This window comes from Pelagimonas varians, assembly GCF_003208435.1.
Classification (GTDB): domain Bacteria; phylum Pseudomonadota; class Alphaproteobacteria; order Rhodobacterales; family Rhodobacteraceae; genus Pelagimonas; species Pelagimonas varians.
Window position 1 is genome coordinate 189354 of sequence record NZ_QKMF01000007.1, and the last position, 16388, is coordinate 205741.

12 protein-coding genes are annotated in these 16388 nt (G+C 55.6%); 10 read left to right on the plus strand and 2 right to left on the minus strand.

Annotated elements, in window-relative coordinates:
- Positions 1-157: 157 nt before the first annotated feature.
- From C8N36_RS11785 to glmM, 5 genes are all read left to right on the plus strand, one after another.
- Positions 158-2734 (plus strand): putative PEP-binding protein, encoded by a 2577-nt coding sequence (locus tag C8N36_RS11785; protein ID WP_097804508.1) that lies wholly within the window; start codon positions 158-160, stop codon positions 2732-2734.
- 125 nt (positions 2735-2859) lie between these two features.
- The gene (locus C8N36_RS11790) at positions 2860-3486 is read left to right on the plus strand and encodes a cell wall hydrolase (protein WP_097804507.1); all 627 of its coding nucleotides are present in this window, start codon (positions 2860-2862) and stop codon (positions 3484-3486) included.
- Positions 3487-3586: 100 nt separating this feature from the next.
- Positions 3587-4525, plus strand: a complete 939-nt coding sequence (locus tag C8N36_RS11795) for a dihydroneopterin aldolase (RefSeq protein WP_097804686.1) — start codon at positions 3587-3589, stop codon at positions 4523-4525.
- A 51-nt stretch (positions 4526-4576) separates the two neighbouring features.
- A complete protein-coding gene (gene folP / locus C8N36_RS11800) occupies positions 4577-5599 on the plus strand; it encodes a dihydropteroate synthase (RefSeq protein WP_097804506.1) in 1023 nt (340 codons plus the stop codon).
- The gene (glmM, locus tag C8N36_RS11805; protein ID WP_097804505.1) at positions 5589-6932 is read left to right on the plus strand and encodes a phosphoglucosamine mutase; all 1344 of its coding nucleotides are present in this window, start codon (positions 5589-5591) and stop codon (positions 6930-6932) included. Before folP ends, glmM begins: the two co-directional genes overlap by 11 nt.
- Positions 6933-6945: 13 nt before the next feature.
- On the opposite strand, the gene C8N36_RS11810 is transcribed toward glmM, so the two are convergent.
- Positions 6946-7461 carry a DUF2937 family protein gene (locus C8N36_RS11810; RefSeq protein ID WP_097804504.1) on the minus strand — a complete coding sequence of 172 codons (516 nt, stop codon included), beginning with the start codon at positions 7459-7461 and terminating at the stop codon, positions 6946-6948.
- Positions 7462-7530: 69 nt separating this feature from the next.
- Positions 7531-8874, minus strand: a complete 1344-nt coding sequence (gene proS, locus C8N36_RS11815; RefSeq protein WP_097804503.1) for a proline--tRNA ligase — start codon at positions 8872-8874, stop codon at positions 7531-7533.
- 254 nt (positions 8875-9128) lie between these two features.
- Between proS and C8N36_RS11820 the strand changes: the two genes are divergently transcribed.
- The 5 genes from C8N36_RS11820 to C8N36_RS11840 all read left to right on the plus strand — a co-directional run bounded on the left by C8N36_RS11820 (position 9129) and on the right by C8N36_RS11840 (position 16388).
- Positions 9129-10232, plus strand: coding sequence for an AI-2E family transporter (locus C8N36_RS11820; RefSeq protein WP_097804502.1), 1104 nt, complete (start codon positions 9129-9131; stop codon positions 10230-10232).
- Entirely contained in the window at positions 10232-10930 is a 699-nt protein-coding gene (locus C8N36_RS11825) for a P-loop NTPase family protein (RefSeq protein WP_370739144.1), read from the plus strand. The genes C8N36_RS11820 and C8N36_RS11825 overlap by 1 nt, the downstream gene beginning before the upstream one ends.
- A gap of 47 nt (positions 10931-10977) precedes the next feature.
- Positions 10978-13149 carry an RNA degradosome polyphosphate kinase gene (locus C8N36_RS11830; RefSeq protein ID WP_097804501.1) on the plus strand — a complete coding sequence of 724 codons (2172 nt, stop codon included), beginning with the start codon at positions 10978-10980 and terminating at the stop codon, positions 13147-13149.
- Between the two features lie 291 nt (positions 13150-13440).
- Positions 13441-14739, plus strand: a complete 1299-nt coding sequence (locus C8N36_RS11835) for a flagellin N-terminal helical domain-containing protein (protein WP_097804500.1) — start codon at positions 13441-13443, stop codon at positions 14737-14739.
- Between the two features lie 107 nt (positions 14740-14846).
- Complete coding sequence (locus C8N36_RS11840) at positions 14847-16388, plus strand: Ppx/GppA family phosphatase (protein ID WP_097804684.1); 1542 nt, start codon at positions 14847-14849, stop codon at positions 16386-16388.

The window sequence follows — 16388 nt, forward strand, 5'->3', positions numbered from 1 at the left end:
CGCCCTTTTTCATTCCCTTACGGCTGACAGATCCACCTGCGGGTCTTTGCAAATTTTTAGGGGTTATCGTTGATGTTTCAGTGACCAAGATCGATCTACAAGTGAGGCAGATTTTCCATTATAGTTAATCTCGCTTGCCAGACGGTTTTGCAACCGTATGCTGCGGGCAAACAAAGGTGCCGCAGTGCAGAAACCCGATAGCCACAACCCTGATGTGACGCTGATCACTCAAACCTCACCGATGGCCACGCCAACCCACGGTGGGCGGGCCAAGTGTTTGCAGCGTTTGGTGCGGCTCAATCTACCTGTTCCGCGCACGGTTTCGCTGTCGTTTGACATGGTCCACCGGATTGCCAGCGGTGACATGCCAGATATGGATGCGCTGGTCTCGGCCTTTCCCGACGGGGCGTTGCTTTGCGTGCGCCCCTCTTCCGAAGACCCTGATTGGGGCGGACCCGGCGCGATCTTGAATATCGGTATGAACGATGACCGCTACGCCGAAATGTCCAAGACACACGGACCAGAAGCCGCTGGCGAATTATACTTACGCTTTGTCCAGAGTTTTGCCATTCACGTGGCGCGGCTCGACCCGGATATGTTCGAAGATCTGGAAGACTGCAGCGCTGAAGGTCTGGCGATCGCCTTGCGCACCTACGAGGACGAGGCAGAAGAACCTTTCCCCCAATCCCCCGCCGAACAATTGACCCAAGTCTTGCGATCAATGGCCCGCGCATGGGAAGGCACCTCTGCCCGTTTGTTACGTCAGGCTAAGGGGGCACCGCTTGATGCCGGTCTCGGGCTTGTGGTTCAGGAAATGGCATTGGGCTTGGGTCAGGGCGAATGCGGGTCCGGTGTTTTGCAACTGGTCAACTCGACCAGTGGCCAACCGCAGGTCACGGGCCGCTACCTCAGCCAAAGCCAAGGCCGCGAAGCCTTACTCCAAAACACCGAAAGCCTGTATTTGGTGCGTGATCCGCGCGGCCCCTCGTTGGAAGAGGCAGAGCCAGAGATTTTCGCCAAGCTCAAGGCGCATGCTGAATTGATGCGCAAAAGATTGCGGGCAGAAATGCAGATCGAATTCACGCTGGTCGGCGGCGAAGTGCATATTCTGGATGGTGTACGTGTTCAGCGCTCTGCCCGTGCAGCGGTTCGGATCGCGGTGCGGCTGGCTACAGACAACATCATATCGCGTCAAGAAGCGGTGATGCGGATTGAGCCGCGCGCCATTTCCGAGTTGCTGCACAGACAAGTTGCACCTGACGCACCGCGCGATGTCATTGGTGTCGGCATCGCGGCCTCTCCCGGTGCGGCGACCGGTCGAATCGTGTTTTCCGCAGCTGAAGCGCAGGCCAGCCACGCCCGCAATGAGCCGTGCATTCTGGTGCGCCGCGAAACGTCTCCCGAAGATATTCGCGGGATGCACGCTGCCGCAGGCGTTTTGACCGAACGCGGCGGCATGACCAGCCACGCGGCTGTTATCGGCCGCGGATTAGGAACGCCATGTGTGGTTGGTGCGGCCCGGATAAAACTGGACCAACAGCGCAACACAATCACATCCCAATCCGGTAAAAAATTCCGCGCAGGTGATATAATCACCTTGGATGGCACCCTTGGTCAAATCCTGGCCGGCGCTCCGGACACCGTAGAAGCATCGCTGGATGACGCCTTTCAAACACTGATGGCTTGGGCTGACGATGAACGTGACATTTCGATTCGCGCTAACGCCGACACGCCTGCTGATGCCGCGACTGCCCGCAACTTTGCGGCGCAGGGCATTGGCCTGTGCCGCACTGAACATATGTTTTTCGAAGCGGATCGTATCACGCCCATGCGCGAAATGATTTTCGCCGACACGCCCGAAGATCGACAAGCTGCATTGGCGGTTTTACTCCCAATGCAACGTGCTGATTTTTCGGAACTTTTCCGTATCATGGAAGGTCTACCGGTGGTTATCCGCCTGTTTGATCCGCCATTACACGAATTCTTGCCTACAGATCGCGCCGGTGTGCGGGATTTGGCCGAAGCGTTGAACCTACCTGTGTCCGATGTGACACGCCGGGTTGAGGCCATGGGCGAATACAATCCGATGTTGGGCCTGCGCGGCGTGCGCTTGGGAATCACCTTGCCCGAAATCTATGACATGCAGGCCCGCGCGATCTTTGAAGCGACGCTGGATACCTCGGCAGAAGGTGATCCGGTTGTCCCCGAAATCATGCTGCCTTTGGTGTCGGCGAAGCGTGAGGTTGAACTGGTTCGCGGCCGTATTGATGCCGTGGCTGCCGCTGTGCGCGCCGAGCGGGGGAAAGATTTCACCTATCGCCTCGGGGTCATGGTGGAAACGCCGCGCGCCTGTCTGCGTGCTGGTGACATTGTCCCGCACTCTCATTTTTTATCATTTGGTACAAATGACTTGACGCAGATGACCTATGGTTTGTCACGCGACGACGCCGGGCGTTTCATGTCAGACTACGTGCAACAAGGCGTGTTTTCCGAAGACCCGTTTCATGTTCTCGACATCGAGGGCGTCGGTGAATTACTGGCCATCGGCGCGGAGCGTGCCCGCATGGTTCAACGAGATGTGACATTGTCGATCTGCGGCGAACACGGTGGCAATCCGGCTTCGATTGCCTTTTGCCGCGCCGTCGGTATGGATTACGTCAGCTGCTCACCTTTCCGGGTGCCCGTCGCAAGATTGGCCGCAGCACAATTAGCGATCGCCGACAAGATAGGCTGATTGCGCCAAACGCAACCGCTAAATGTGGCCGTCTTTACGCAATTTAAGGAATTTTGTATGTAACGCGAGTTCGTGTCCCGGAATCTTGGGTCGAATCGCACATTAATAACAACCGAGTTGATCCCATGATCAGAGCCTTCAGCCTTGCGGCCGCCATGATTTTCGCCACGCTTCCAGCGTCGGCGGACAGCACTCATATCAAAACCCAGCGCTTGATGTCGCTTGAGCAACGTGCCCTTGTTGGTGCCGGTGCCGGTCATCTCAAAAAGCTGGTCACTGTTGTACCGGCCTCTGTCACAACGGGCGGCGGATCCCCAATACACTACGACAAAAACTGGCTGCTGAGCCAGCCACGCGCCAGTGGTGGACAAGACTGGCAATGCCTGTCCGAAGCCTTGTATTTCGAAGCCCGCGGGGAAACCGTGAAGGGACAGTTTGCGGTGGCCGAAGTGATCTTGAACCGAGTGGACAGCAAACGCTTCCCCGGCTCTGTATGCTCGGTTATCAATCAGGGGACAGGCCGCAAACATGCTTGCCAGTTCAGCTATACCTGTGACGGTCGCCCCGAAGATATCGGCAACAAGGCCGCTTGGGACCGTGTCAGCAAAGTCGCCAAACTGATGCTTGATGGCGGATCACGGCCATTGACCAAAGGGGCCACCTATTATCACACCACCTCGGTCAGCCCAAAATGGTCTCGTAAGTTCGACAAAACAGCCAAGATTGGCGTACATCTGTTCTACAAACCTTAAATTTGTCGCAGATCTGGACAAGGGTGCCGCCTGAGACGGTTTTCATTGCCCGCCCTTGCGCGTATACGGCCACCGTCTGACGCCAATGGAGCCCCGTGACATGGCCAGTGAAACCCGCCTTGCCTTTTCCCATCCGTCCGAGCGCGCAATCGCGACCGCCGGAGACACTCCGCGCGATCGTATCAGCCTACGTGATCATATCGTTGAAGTCGAAATCGGGGCCTTTCAGGCCGAGCGCGGCACGACACAGCGCATCCGGTGTAATGTTGTAGTTGAAGTTGTGCCTTTCAAAGGCCCGCTGGACGATGATGTTGATCGCATTTTGTCCTACGACCGAGTCACCGAAGCCATTGCTTACGAGCTTGAAGCCGAACGCCTGAACCTGCTCGAAACTCTGGCAGAGCGCGTGGCCGAGCGGATTTTACTGGAACCGCAAGCATTGCGGACATTTGTCCGCATCGAAAAGATCGATCGCGGACCGGGGGCTTTGGGTGTCGAAATCGTTCGGTCCAAACCGGATGGCCGCGGCCAAACAACTGAGATCACCGAAGAGGCTGCCCAGGACCAACCGCACCCGCGTGTTGTGTATCTGTCCAACCTTGCAATTGCAGATCAAAGCCTATCGAGCTGGATCGATACATTGGCAGCACGCACGGCTCCGGTGATCCTCTGCGTTGGCCTGCCCGATACAGATCGCCCGCAAACCGCGCATAAAATGACCCAACGCCGCATTGATTTGCTGGCAATTGAACAAAACGGCTGGCACCTCGCCTCGCGCGATTTGCGCTGCAAAGTCGTTGCGACGCGGACCGAGCTGGATTGGGCAATGAAAAACGACCAAATCTGTGTTTGGGCCCCGTCCAAAATCGTTTTGGATGCAGTCCAAGGACCCGCAGTCCAGCCCGGTGATTCCGTCGCCTTGGCTGCATGGTTCGCGCAGGAACTTGAAGCCAGCGAACTGCTTGTTATCGGCGAAGCTTTGCCTGCCAGCTGCACGGTGCCCAACCGCGCCCTTGCTCTGCGGGACCCCTTGTTCTAGCGACAAGGTGAAAACCATGTCATAGGTGTCCGGACCAAATTTGGAAGACGTATGAACGAGTATTACCGCCCCCTTGTAAGATTTGAAATTCCACGTCCCGAAAATGCGCTTCAGGTTGCTGGCGCTGCAGGATGGTTCACGCACGCAGTGATGCACCGACGCGATGATGACAGCCACACGGTGGTCGATCTGGACGCGGTGCCAAGCGAATGGCTAAGCGCAATTAGCGCCCCGCGCGCTGACATTGCCGGCATCAGGTTCGATCAACCACGCCTGATGGGCATCTTGAACGTCACATCTGACAGTTTCTCGGATGGCGGGCTACACAACACCGCCACACGTGCTCTGCAACGGGCGATAGAAATGGCCACGCAAGGCGCAGATCTGATCGACATCGGCGGCGAAAGCACCCGCCCCGGCGCGCTCCCCGTTCCGGCCGAGGCTGAAATCGCCCGCATTGAGCCGGTCATTCGCGCGGTGCAGTTTGATCAGCCCCTGCCGATCTCTATAGACACCCGCAAATCCAGCGTCGCCGAAGCCGCAATGCTGGCAGGTGCAAGCATTATCAACGATGTTTCGGGCTTTACCTATGACCGTATGCTACCCCGGTTTTGCGCTCAAAACAATTTGCCTGTGTGCATCATGCATTCCCAAGGCGAACCGCAGGACATGCAGATAGATCCGAACTACGATTGCGTGTTGTTGGACGTTTTTGATTTTCTCAATGCTCAGATATCAATGCTGGGTGAATTGGGAATTTCGCGGGATCAAATCATTGTTGATCCCGGCATCGGCTTTGGTAAAAGCCTGAAGCATAATTTAGCTCTTTTAAACGGTATTTCACTTTTTCACGGCCTTGGCTGTCCCATTTTGCTTGGGGCATCGCGCAAGGGTTTTATACGCAAAATAACTGGCGCAGTCCCCGCGACTGCCCGGATGCCGGGATCGATTGCAACAGCACTGGCTGCGATCAATCAGGGCGTTCAAATACTACGCATTCACGACGTTGCCGAAACGGCGCAGGCCGTGGATGTGTGGAAAGCCATTTGGCAAGGAGAAGACTATGACACGTAAGCTTTTTGGGACCGACGGGGTCCGTGGAACCGCCAATAGTTTTCCAATGACTGCCGAAATGGCCCTTATGCTTGGGGCCGCTGTCGGACGCTATTTTCGCAACGAACGCGGCGGAGTGCACCGGGTTGTGATCGGCAAAGACACCCGCCTCTCGGGCTATATGTTTGAAAATGCCCTAACGGCCGGTCTGACCTCTACGGGCATGAATGTTTTGTTGCTGGGTCCGGTTCCTACGCCTGCCGTGGGTCTTTTGACACCCTCGATGCGCGCGGATCTGGGCATCATGATTTCCGCCAGTCACAACCCCGCCGCCGACAACGGCATCAAGTTTTTTGGCCCCGACGGTTTCAAACTGTCTGATACCGTCGAAGCCGAAATTGAAGCGCTGGTCACAAGCGGTGTGCGTCCCGCCCATCCTGAGAACATTGGCCGCGCCAAGCGGATCGATGACGGGCGTTCACGCTACCAAGAGCGGGTCAAAAGCACCCTGCCTTCTGGTCTACGTCTGGACGGGATCAAGGTTGTCGTGGATTGCGCCAATGGGGCCGCCTATCGCACTGCACCTGAAATCTTGTGGGAACTTGGTGCCACGGTGATCCCTCTGGGGGTTGAGCCGAACGGCCTGAACATCAATGACGGTTGCGGGTCAACCAAACCGCAAAAAGCTGCGGCAGCCGTGATCGAAAACGGTGCCGATGTCGGGATCTGTCTGGATGGCGATGCCGACCGCATCATCTTGATTGATGAAAAAGGCCAGATCGCGGATGGTGACCAGATCATGGCGTTGATGGCCGCCCGCTGGGCCGAAGAAGAGCGACTGGTTGGCGGTGCTTTGGTGGCCACCGTTATGTCGAACCTCGGGCTTGAGCGCTTTTTGCAAGGCAAAGGGCTGCGATTGGAACGCACGCAGGTCGGTGACCGCTATGTTGTCGAAGCCATGCGCAAAAACGGCTGGAATTTAGGCGGCGAGCAATCCGGCCACATTGTCATGACCGACTATGCAACCACGGGCGACGGGTTGATGGCCGGTATGCAGTTTCTGGCTGAAATGGTGCGCAGTGAACGCCCCGCATCAGAGTTGACGCGCAGCTTTATTCCGGTGCCGCAGCTTCTTGAGAACGTGCGGTTCAGCGCAGGTCAAACGCCGCTGGACAATACCGCAGTGAAAACTGCGATCACAGATGCGGAAAAACAGTTGGTCGGCAAGGGCCGGTTGTTGATCCGAAAATCAGGCACCGAACCGTTGATCCGCGTCATGGCGGAATGCGAAGATCCGGCCCTGCTGAAACAGGTCGTTAGCGGTATTGTCACAGAAGTTCAGGCGGTAATCTAACTGTCAGCGACTGCTACCTTGCGCGTTTCCGGAACAATCCGGTGACGCTGTGCCAAAGACCTGCCAAGACTGCAAAAACGACGGTCAGGCCCAACCAGCCCGCCAAAAAACCGGTTCCTGCAAACACCGCACCTTCGAATGTGGCCGGGACCGCAGGTTTATAGATTTCAAAGGCCTGCTGTGCCACATCCCGATCGCCCATATAGGCCGCCAATCGTGCCCGCATAAACGGCCCTGCCCCGTTTAACTGTTCCAAAGCTGTCGTCAGATAGGCATGGCGGTTGATGTGATCTTGCATGTTGCGGGCCTGTGTCTGGCTCAGTGGGCCCTCTTTCGAAAGGGTGTCCACATAAGTGTCCAAACTCATATGTGCCGCAGCTGCATCCGCGGAATATTGGGAAACGATGGTGTTCATTTCCTCAGCAGCGCCGCCGAGGCGTTGCATATACTGTTGTGAAAATTCGGGAAATTGCGACAGGCCAACCGCGCTAAACAGCCCGCCTGTCATTGCCAATACGCGAAGAACCATGCTCACACCCTGTCGTTTTCGCCCAGCCTAAATCAGGCCGGGCGTTCTGTCAGGGGGAAAACTCCGGCCTTAACCCGCAGATATACCGTAGATCTCGGCGATCCGCGCAATGGCCGCGTCTGGTGCCAGCTCTTCGCTCTCGCCGGTCCGGCGCGAAGTCAGTTCAACCACGCCGTTTTTCAACCCGCGCGGGCCAACAGTGATCCGCCATGGCAGGCCAATCAGGTCCATCGAGGCGAACTTGCCGCCTGCGCGTTCCTTGGTGTCATCCAACAAGGGTTCAAGCCCCAAGGCGGTCAAGGCATTGTAGATCTCGTCACAGGCCGCATCGGCCGCGTCGTCACCGGATTTCAGGTTCACAATTCCGCAGTGGAATGGCGTCACGCCTTCAGGCCAAATGATGCCCTTGTCGTCATGCGAGGCTTCGATAATCGCCCCAAGCAAACGCGAGACACCAATTCCGTGCGATCCCATATGCACCGGAACTTTGTTACCATCGCTGTCTTGAACGGTTGCGCCCATCGCTTCGGAGTATTTGGTGCCGAAGTAGAAAATCTGACCAACTTCGATGCCGCGTGCCGTGCGGCGGCGCTCTTCTGGCACCTCTGCAAAAACAGCTTCGTCATGGGTTTCATCGGTACGGGCGTATTTGGTGGTGAACTCTTCCATCACGCCTTGGCACTGAGCGACGTCATCATAGTCAATTTCACGGTCGCCAAAAGTCAGGTCTGTAACCGCGCTGTCATAAAAGACTTCGGATTCGCCCGTATCGGCAAGAACCAAAAACTCATGCGTGTCTTCGCCGCCAATAGGCCCCGAATCCGCGCGCATTGGAATCGCCTGAAGGCCCATGCGTTCATAGGTGCGCAGGTAGCTCACCAAATGGCGGTTGTAGGCGTGCAGCGCGTCCTCCTTGGTGAGGTCAAAGTTGTAGCCGTCTTTCATAAAGAATTCACGGCCACGCATCACCCCAAACCGCGGGCGCACTTCGTCGCGGAATTTCCACTGCACTTGGTACAAAGTCAGCGGCAGGTCTTTGTAGCTGCTGATATGGCTACGGAAAATGTCGGTGATCTGTTCTTCGTTGGTTGGACCATACAGCATGTCACGGCCATGGCGGTCCTTGATGCGCAGCATCTCATCGCCATAATCATCATAGCGGCCACTTTCGCGCCACAGATCAGCCGATTGAATGGTCGGCATCAGCACCGGAATATGTCCGGCACGTTCTTGTTCTTCGTGAACAATGTTTTCGATCTTTTTCAAAACCTTCAGACCCAAAGGCAACCAGGAATAAATCCCGGCGCTTGCCTGTTTGATCATGCCAGCGCGCAGCATATAGCGGTGGCTGACAATCTGGGCTTCGGAAGGTGTTTCTTTGAGAACCGGCAAAAAATAGCGGGAAAGGCGCATCGATATGTCCCTTGATATACGAGTCCCAGCGGTTTTGAGCTATGCTGCCGCGCTTGGCAAGGGCGTGCCGCGCGTATAGCCGGCCTTGATACATCTTTCATGCCAATTGCCAGTCCGACAAGGGCCCTACCCGCGCCAAATGCACAATTCGATCAGACAGGGGTCGCCACGCCGCCACATTCCCCCGTTCCAAGCCGAGAACACTTGAAACACTGGCGCAACCGCGCGATGTAGGGGCAAGAAGAGGATATCAAATGGCACTGCCGGTTCGTGATCAGGTGAAATACTGGGGAATAGCCACAGCGTTTTTTACGTTGATGCTATGGTTCCTCGGCGACGTGTTGCTGCCTTTTGTAATTGGCGGTGCGATTGCGTATTTTCTTGATCCTGTGGCAGATCGCCTTGAGAGGCTTGGCTTGTCGCGCACAGCCGCAACCGGCCTGATTGCCGTCATATCGGCAATGTCGTTCTTTGTCATTATTCTGGCGGTGATTCCGACCCTGATCCGTCAGGCCACAGCTTTGGTTCAGATCGCTCCCGAAGCCTTTAATGATCTCCAAACATTCATTACCAAGCGCTTTCCGACATTGATGAACGAAGACAACGTCATCCGTGAAACACTAACCAAAATCGGTCAGTCTATTCAGGAACACGGCGCAGAGGTTATCAGCACAATCTTCAGTTCTGCTATTTCCTTGTTCAGCATTGTCGTCGTGTTGTTGATTGCACCGGTTGTGGCGGTTTACCTGCTGTTGGATTGGGACAACATGATAGCGCGGATCGATGCCTTGGTACCACGGGACCATGCACCGACACTGCGGATGCTGGCCAAAGACGTCGACAACGTTCTGGCTGGCTTTGTGCGCGGTATGGGTTCTGTCTGCCTGATTTTAGGGATTTTTTACGCAGCGGCACTGTGGTTGGTCGGGCTGAATTTCGGTCTCGTCGTCGGTGTTGTTGCCGGAATCTTGACCTTTATTCCCTATGTTGGCGCATTGGTCGGCGGCGCTTTGGCCATTGGGTTGGCGATGTTCCAGTTTTGGGGCGACTGGCCAAGTATCTTTGCTGTCACCGCGATTTTCATGGTCGGCCAAGTGCTGGAAAGCAACGTTTTGACGCCGCGACTGGTTGGCCAGTCTGTTGGGCTGCACCCTGTTTGGCTGCTCTTGGCATTGTCTGTCTTTGGCTCGTTGTTCGGCTTTGTCGGTATGCTGATTGCCGTTCCTCTGGCTGCCGCCATCGGTGTGTTTGCACGTTTTGCCACGGGGCAGTATACGGCCAGCCTGCTGTATCGCGGACTTGACCATGGCCACGATGAAAACCCCGAACCAAGCGCCGATCTTAGCAAGGAATCCTAATGTTGCTTGAGCAATTGCAAATCCCCTTGCCGGTTTTGACGGCGCTGGGAAGAGAAGACTTTTTCGTCAGCGAATCCAACGCCATCGCCGTGGCTTTGATTGAGAGCTGGCAGCAATGGCCATCACGCAAGATGGTTCTATATGGCCCCGCAGGTTCGGGAAAAACCCATATGGCGCATGTTTGGGCCAACCTGTCTGGTGCCCGCATCATTGCCGCTCAAGAACTGGTATACGCTGATATTCCGACTTTGGCCGACACAAATATCTGCATCGAAAACGTTGACCAAATCGCAGGGGTCGCCCTTGCGGAAGAAGCGCTGTTTCACCTGCACAATCTTGTTTTGGCACAGGGCCATTCGCTGATGCTTACAGGGGCTGCGGCCCCCAATCTTTGGGCGCTCCACCTGCCTGATCTGACAAGCCGGATATTGGCGGCGCAGTCAGCGGCGCTGTCCGGCCCTGATGATATGCTGCTCTCGGCGCTCTTGATCAAACTGTTTTCGGATCGCCAGATCGTGCCCGCCAGCGATGTGATTCCCTACCTTCTGCGCCAAATGCCACGCAGTTACGGGTCAGCCCGGCTGATTGTGGAGCGTTTAGACCGCGCAGCATTGACCCGCACATCCGGCGTAAATCGCCCACTTGCGATTCAGGTTCTCGCCGATTTTGAAAAGGAAAACGCACAAACGCAAGGTTAAGTGATTCATGTCATTAAAACTTTGCGAAACATCGTGCATAAGAGCGTATGAGCAAAGCTGATTTCCTGACTTCCCCGCTGTCCGACGCCGTTGATCTTCCTGAACTGGATATCACTGGGCCCGGTCGTTTCTATAACCGCGAACTAAGCTGGCTTGGCTTCAATTGGAGGGTTTTGGAAGAAGCGGAAAACCCCGGCGTCCCTTTGCTTGAGCGGATGCGGTTTTTGTCAATTTCGGCCACCAATCTGGACGAGTTTTACACCGTCCGCGTAGCAGGGCTTCGCGAATTGGCCCGCGCGGGAAACACCACCCCCGCTGCTGACGGGCTAAGCCCAGCCGAACAACTGGTGATGATCGACGAAGACGCGCGCGGCTTGATGGCCAAGCAGCAACAAGTCTTTGTTGAACTTCGCGAAGGGATGGAAAAAGAAGGCATCGAAATCGTCACACGTGACGGGCTGTCCGAATCTGACATTGCATTTCTAAGCGATGCCTTTTTGGATCAAGTGTTTCCGGTGTTGTCGCCACTTGCGATTGATCCTGCCCACCCGTTTCCATTCATTCCAAACATGGGCTACTGTCTGGCCCTGCAATTGGAACGCACCAAAGACAAGAAGTCTTTGCAAGCTTTGCTTCCGATTCCGGCGCAAATCGACCGGTTCATGAAGCTGCCTGCCGACACCGGAAAATACCGATTTATCCTGCTCGAAGACGTGCTTTTGCTCCATATCGACGGGCTGTTTCCCGGCTACAAATGCAAGGATCATTTCGGATTTCGGGTTTTGCGCGACAGCGACCTTGAGGTTGAAGAAGAAGCCGAAGATCTGGTGCGCGAATTCGAAGTTGCCCTTAAACGGCGGCGGCGCGGCGAAGTGGTCCGCTTGACAGTCACTGCAGGCGCATCAGAGAAATTACGCGGCATTGTCATGCGCGAATTGCATGTTGAGCCCGAAGAAGTCATCCAGCAAGAAGGCCTGATCGGCATCGCCGATACCAAGGAGCTGGTCATCGACGAACGCCCTGATCTGCTCTGGCCGGTGTTTACACCGCGGGTGCCCGAACGGGTTCAGGACCATGATGGTGACATGTTTGAATCCATCAAGCAAAAAGACATGCTGCTGCACCACCCTTATGAAACCTTTGATATGGTTGTGCGTTTCTTGCGGCAGGCGGCAATGGACCCCAATGTCGTGGCGATCAAACAGACGCTTTATCGCACCTCGAACCGATCCCCGATTGTCGAAGCCCTGTGCGAAGCCGCTGAAGACGGCAAATCCGTCACTGCCCTTGTCGAGCTGAAAGCCCGCTTTGACGAAGCCGCCAATATCCGTCAGTCGCGCCGCCTTGAACGGGCGGGTGCGCAGGTGGTTTATGGCTTTCTCGATTGGAAAACCCACGCGAAAATCTCAAGCGTAGTGCGGCGCGAAGGTGACAAGCTGGTCACCTATACCCATTGGGGAACCGGCAATTACCACCCGATTACAGCCAAGATTTACACCGATCTCAGCTTTTTCACCTGCGATACGTCCCTCGGGCGCGATGCAGCCAAGATCTTTAACTACCTCAGTGGTTATGCCCGTCCTGCGACGCTGGATAACCTGTTGATTTCTCCGCATACCCTGAAGTCTGGGATGATTAATCTGATCAACGCAGAGGCCGAGCATGCCCGTGCCGGCCGCCCCGCACAGATTTGGATCAAGCTGAATTCCTTGGTCGAGCCTGAAATCATCGACGCGCTCTATGCCGCGTCTCAGGACGGTGTCAGGATTGACTGCGTGGTGCGCGGCATTTGCGGTTTACGGCCCGGTGTCAAAGGACTGTCCGAAAACATCCGTGTCAAATCTGTTGTTGGCCGGTTTCTGGAGCATTCGCGCATAGTCTGCTTTGCCAACGGCTATGGGCTGCCACACAAAAAGGCTCGGGTCTTTATGTCCTCGGCCGATTGGATGGGGCGCAACTTGAACCGCCGCGTCGAAACCGGGGTCGAGATCGAAAATGCCACCGTCAAAGCGCAGATTGTCAGTCAGGTCATGGCGGCAAATCTGGCCGACACGGCCCAGAGCTGGGTGATGGAACCGGACGGAAAATTCAACCGCCACGCAGTACCAGAGGGCGAAAAACCCTTTAACTGCCACAAGTTCTTTATGGAAAACCCGTCTCTATCGGGTCGCGGATCGGCTGTCGCCAAAGATGTGCCAAAGTTAACGCATGGCGACTAGTTGCGCGCTTTGCAACAAAACCCTTGATCAAGCGTGAAACCTCCCGGCCCCGACAGGCCGGGTTTTCGGGGGAAAAACGCCCTCCTGCCTCATTTATGCCTCAAAATGATCACCGCAGTGCCGCGAAACGTTAAAGACCAATTAACGTCGCTTGGGCACATTGGCAGCGCACTTATTAACAAGTGGCGCAGCCCGTGGTTTGGGACTGCATTCGTCAGAAGACGCTAGGACTGCCGTGTGAATTGCGGCTCTGGCGTGAAAACGCCTTTGACCCATAGTGAGGCGAGACCCATGTCGAGTATCCATACCAACCACGGTGCCACTGCGGCACTCCAGACTTTGCGATCAATTAACGATCAAATCAGCACCACCCAAGTCGAAATTGCGACAGGCAAAAAAGTACAGCAATCCGGGGACAACTCCGCCATCTGGGCGATTTCCAAAACCATGGAAGCGGATGTTGTCGGCTTTAAAACCATCTCAGACAACCTGAGCCTTGGCGACGCAACCGTGGCAGTGGCCAGACAAGCGTCAGAGACTATCACCGACTTGATGACCGACATCAAAGGCAAAGTCGTTGCCGCCCAAGAGGAAAACGTAGATCGCAGCAAAATCCAAGCTGACATCGAAGCCCTGACAACGCAGATCAATGACATCTCGGCCATGGCGCAGTTCAACGGCCTAAATTTGCTGCAAAACAAAGACGCAACGGCTGGCACCGGCAGTATCAGCATTATGGCGTCTATTGATCGTACATCAGGCAGCGTGTCCACCACATCCCTAAGTGTGCGCAAACGGGATCTGAGCACCGACGCGTCTACCATTGCAGCCACGGGCGGCACATATGCCGCAGGCGCTGCCGCCGCGACGCTGACCGCAACCCAAACCGCCACAATCGATGCCAGCGGCCTGACTGCCGAAGCAGGGGCCGTGTTTTCACTGTCGGTGTTTGGCACAGATGCAGACAGTTCAGCCTTTGATCCTGCCGATTACCGGTCCACCGCAGCGGCTTCGGAAACACAGGCTGAAATGGCCGCCGGCGACATGAGCTATGTTGCGCGTGACGGCGACACCATGGGCGATGTCATAAATGCACTTGGCAAAAAGTGGCAAGCCTTTGCCCATAGCAACGATCATGATCCCGAAGTCCTGAACCTGCAGTTTTCAGGGTCCAGTATCAATGCGTCCTCCTCCTCAACCTCTGCGGCTGACACGATAGCGATTAGTATCAATCAGTTAGGCGCTGATGCAGGCAGCACTATGGGCGGTGGGCTAGAAGACTTGGGAACTTTGAACGTCTCAACAGCCGCCGGTGCGGATGAGGCCCTGGGCCGTATGGAAGGATTGATGGGCATTGCCATCGAAGCCGCTGCCGCCTTCGGATCGGACCAAGGACGGATAGAAACCCAATCGAATTTTGTGTCCCAACTCTCGGACACCCTTAAGATGGGCATCGGGAAACTGACCGACACCAACCTTGAGGAAGCATCCGCAAAAATGCAGGCTTTGCAGGTGCAACAACAATTGGCAACCCAAGCCTTGTCCATTGCCAACAGCGCCCCGCAGACTCTATTGGCCCTTTTCCGATAACCCGAAACACGCATCTATCCTGATGCGTCAAAACTGGGTTGTTTCAAGTGATTGACCCCCGGCAGTTCATCAGGCCATATGGCGAAAAGCCCGGGGGTGAATGGACCATGCAAGAGACCCTTCCGCAAGATGACTGGAGCCACTACGGCCGCCCGTTGTTTGATGACCCGAAATCACGTGCTTTGTCGCGCGTAGGTGTGGTTGATATTGGATCCAACTCTGTTCGCTTGGTGGTTTTTGATGGTGCGGCCCGCAGTCCGGCCTATTTTTTCAACGAAAAAATTCTCTGCGGTCTTGGCGCAGGTATGAATGAAACGGGCCTTTTGAACCCCGAGGGCAAGCAGCGGGCCTTGGTTGCCCTGAAGCGTTTTCAATGCCTTGCTGACGGGATGAGCCTTGCACCACTTACGGTCGTCGCCACCGCCGCCATGCGCGAAGCCAAAGACGGCCCTGCCTTTCGCAAACAGATCGAGGATGAGACCGGTCTTAAGGTCTGGGTCATTGACGGTGTTGAAGAGGCACGGCTGTCTGCACAGGGCGTCTTGCTCGGTTGGCCCGGATCTTTTGGATTGATTTGCGACATTGGCGGATCATCGATGGAACTGGCGGAAATTCACGACGGCGAAGTTGGCCGCCGCATCAGCTCCTCGCTTGGCCCTTTGAAATTGCGCGACATCGATGGCGGACAACCGGCCAGACTTGCTGAAATCAAATCCGTTATGAAGGACCTTGTGGCGCATATGGGCGCGCAACGGGACCGTCTATTTCTTGTGGGCGGCAGCTGGCGGGCCTTGGCCAAAGTGGATATGCAGCGCCGTAACTATCCCCTTCACGTCTTGCATGAATACCGGATGAGCGCCGAGGCAGTCACAAAAACCATTGCCTATCTCAACGACAACGACTCGGAAGAGCTACGCAAAACCTGTGGAATTTCATCAACCCGCTGGGAATTGCTGCCATATGCCGCCGAAGTTTTGGGAGAACTTCTGGATAATTTCAATCCCAAGGACATCGCGATTTCCAGCTATGGGATTCGTGAAGGCATGCTCTATGAACAGATGTCCGGCGAGCTGCGCCACCGTGATCCACTGATCGAAGCCTGCCGTTTTGCCGAGGCCAAAGATGCCCGTATTCCCGGATTTGGCAAGCGCCTCTATGATTTCGTCAAGCCCCTGTTTCCTAATGCAGATATTCCGCGCCGCCGCCTATTCAAAGCCGCCTGTTTGCTACATGATGTCAGTTGGCGCGCGCATCCAGACTATCGGGCAGAAATCTGTTTTGACAACGCCACGCGCGCCAATTTGGGTGGACTGAAGCATTCTGAACGGGTGTTCTTGGGCATTGCGCTACTGCACCGCTATCGCAACAAACGCGAAGGCACCCATTTTGAAGAGTTGTTCGATCTGCTCGATCAAGAAGACCAATTAGAAGCAGAAATTCTTGGCAAAGCTTTACGGTTCGGGGCGATGCTTTGGATGGAAAAACTGACCAAGGAAGAGGCGCATTTACGTTGGGATCCAGAGCAGCGCCGCTTGACCCTTCGATTGTCGGAAAACGCAGCTCTTTTGTACGGCGAAGTCACCGAAGCGCGCTTCAACACCCTTGCAGCCACGCTGTCCGCTGACCAACATCAGATGGAAATCGTCTAA

What these genes read in the sequence shown, in the direction of transcription:
- C8N36_RS11785 (WP_097804508.1), top strand. Translation starts at nt 158, where the DNA reads ATGCTGCGGGCAAACAAAGGTGCCGCAGTGCAGAAACCCGATAGCCAC.
- C8N36_RS11790 (WP_097804507.1), top strand. Translation starts at nt 2,860, where the DNA reads ATGATCAGAGCCTTCAGCCTTGCGGCCGCCATGATTTTCGCCACGCTT.
- C8N36_RS11795 (WP_097804686.1), top strand. Translation starts at nt 3,587, where the DNA reads ATGGCCAGTGAAACCCGCCTTGCCTTTTCCCATCCGTCCGAGCGCGCA.
- folP (WP_097804506.1), top strand. Translation starts at nt 4,577, where the DNA reads ATGAACGAGTATTACCGCCCCCTTGTAAGATTTGAAATTCCACGTCCC.
- glmM (WP_097804505.1), top strand. Translation starts at nt 5,589, where the DNA reads ATGACACGTAAGCTTTTTGGGACCGACGGGGTCCGTGGAACCGCCAAT.
- C8N36_RS11810 (WP_097804504.1), bottom strand. Translation starts at nt 7,461, where the DNA reads ATGGTTCTTCGCGTATTGGCAATGACAGGCGGGCTGTTTAGCGCGGTT.
- proS (WP_097804503.1), bottom strand. Translation starts at nt 8,874, where the DNA reads ATGCGCCTTTCCCGCTATTTTTTGCCGGTTCTCAAAGAAACACCTTCC.
- C8N36_RS11820 (WP_097804502.1), top strand. Translation starts at nt 9,129, where the DNA reads ATGGCACTGCCGGTTCGTGATCAGGTGAAATACTGGGGAATAGCCACA.
- C8N36_RS11825 (WP_370739144.1), top strand. Translation starts at nt 10,232, where the DNA reads ATGTTGCTTGAGCAATTGCAAATCCCCTTGCCGGTTTTGACGGCGCTG.
- C8N36_RS11830 (WP_097804501.1), top strand. Translation starts at nt 10,978, where the DNA reads ATGAGCAAAGCTGATTTCCTGACTTCCCCGCTGTCCGACGCCGTTGAT.
- C8N36_RS11835 (WP_097804500.1), top strand. Translation starts at nt 13,441, where the DNA reads ATGTCGAGTATCCATACCAACCACGGTGCCACTGCGGCACTCCAGACT.
- C8N36_RS11840 (WP_097804684.1), top strand. Translation starts at nt 14,847, where the DNA reads ATGCAAGAGACCCTTCCGCAAGATGACTGGAGCCACTACGGCCGCCCG.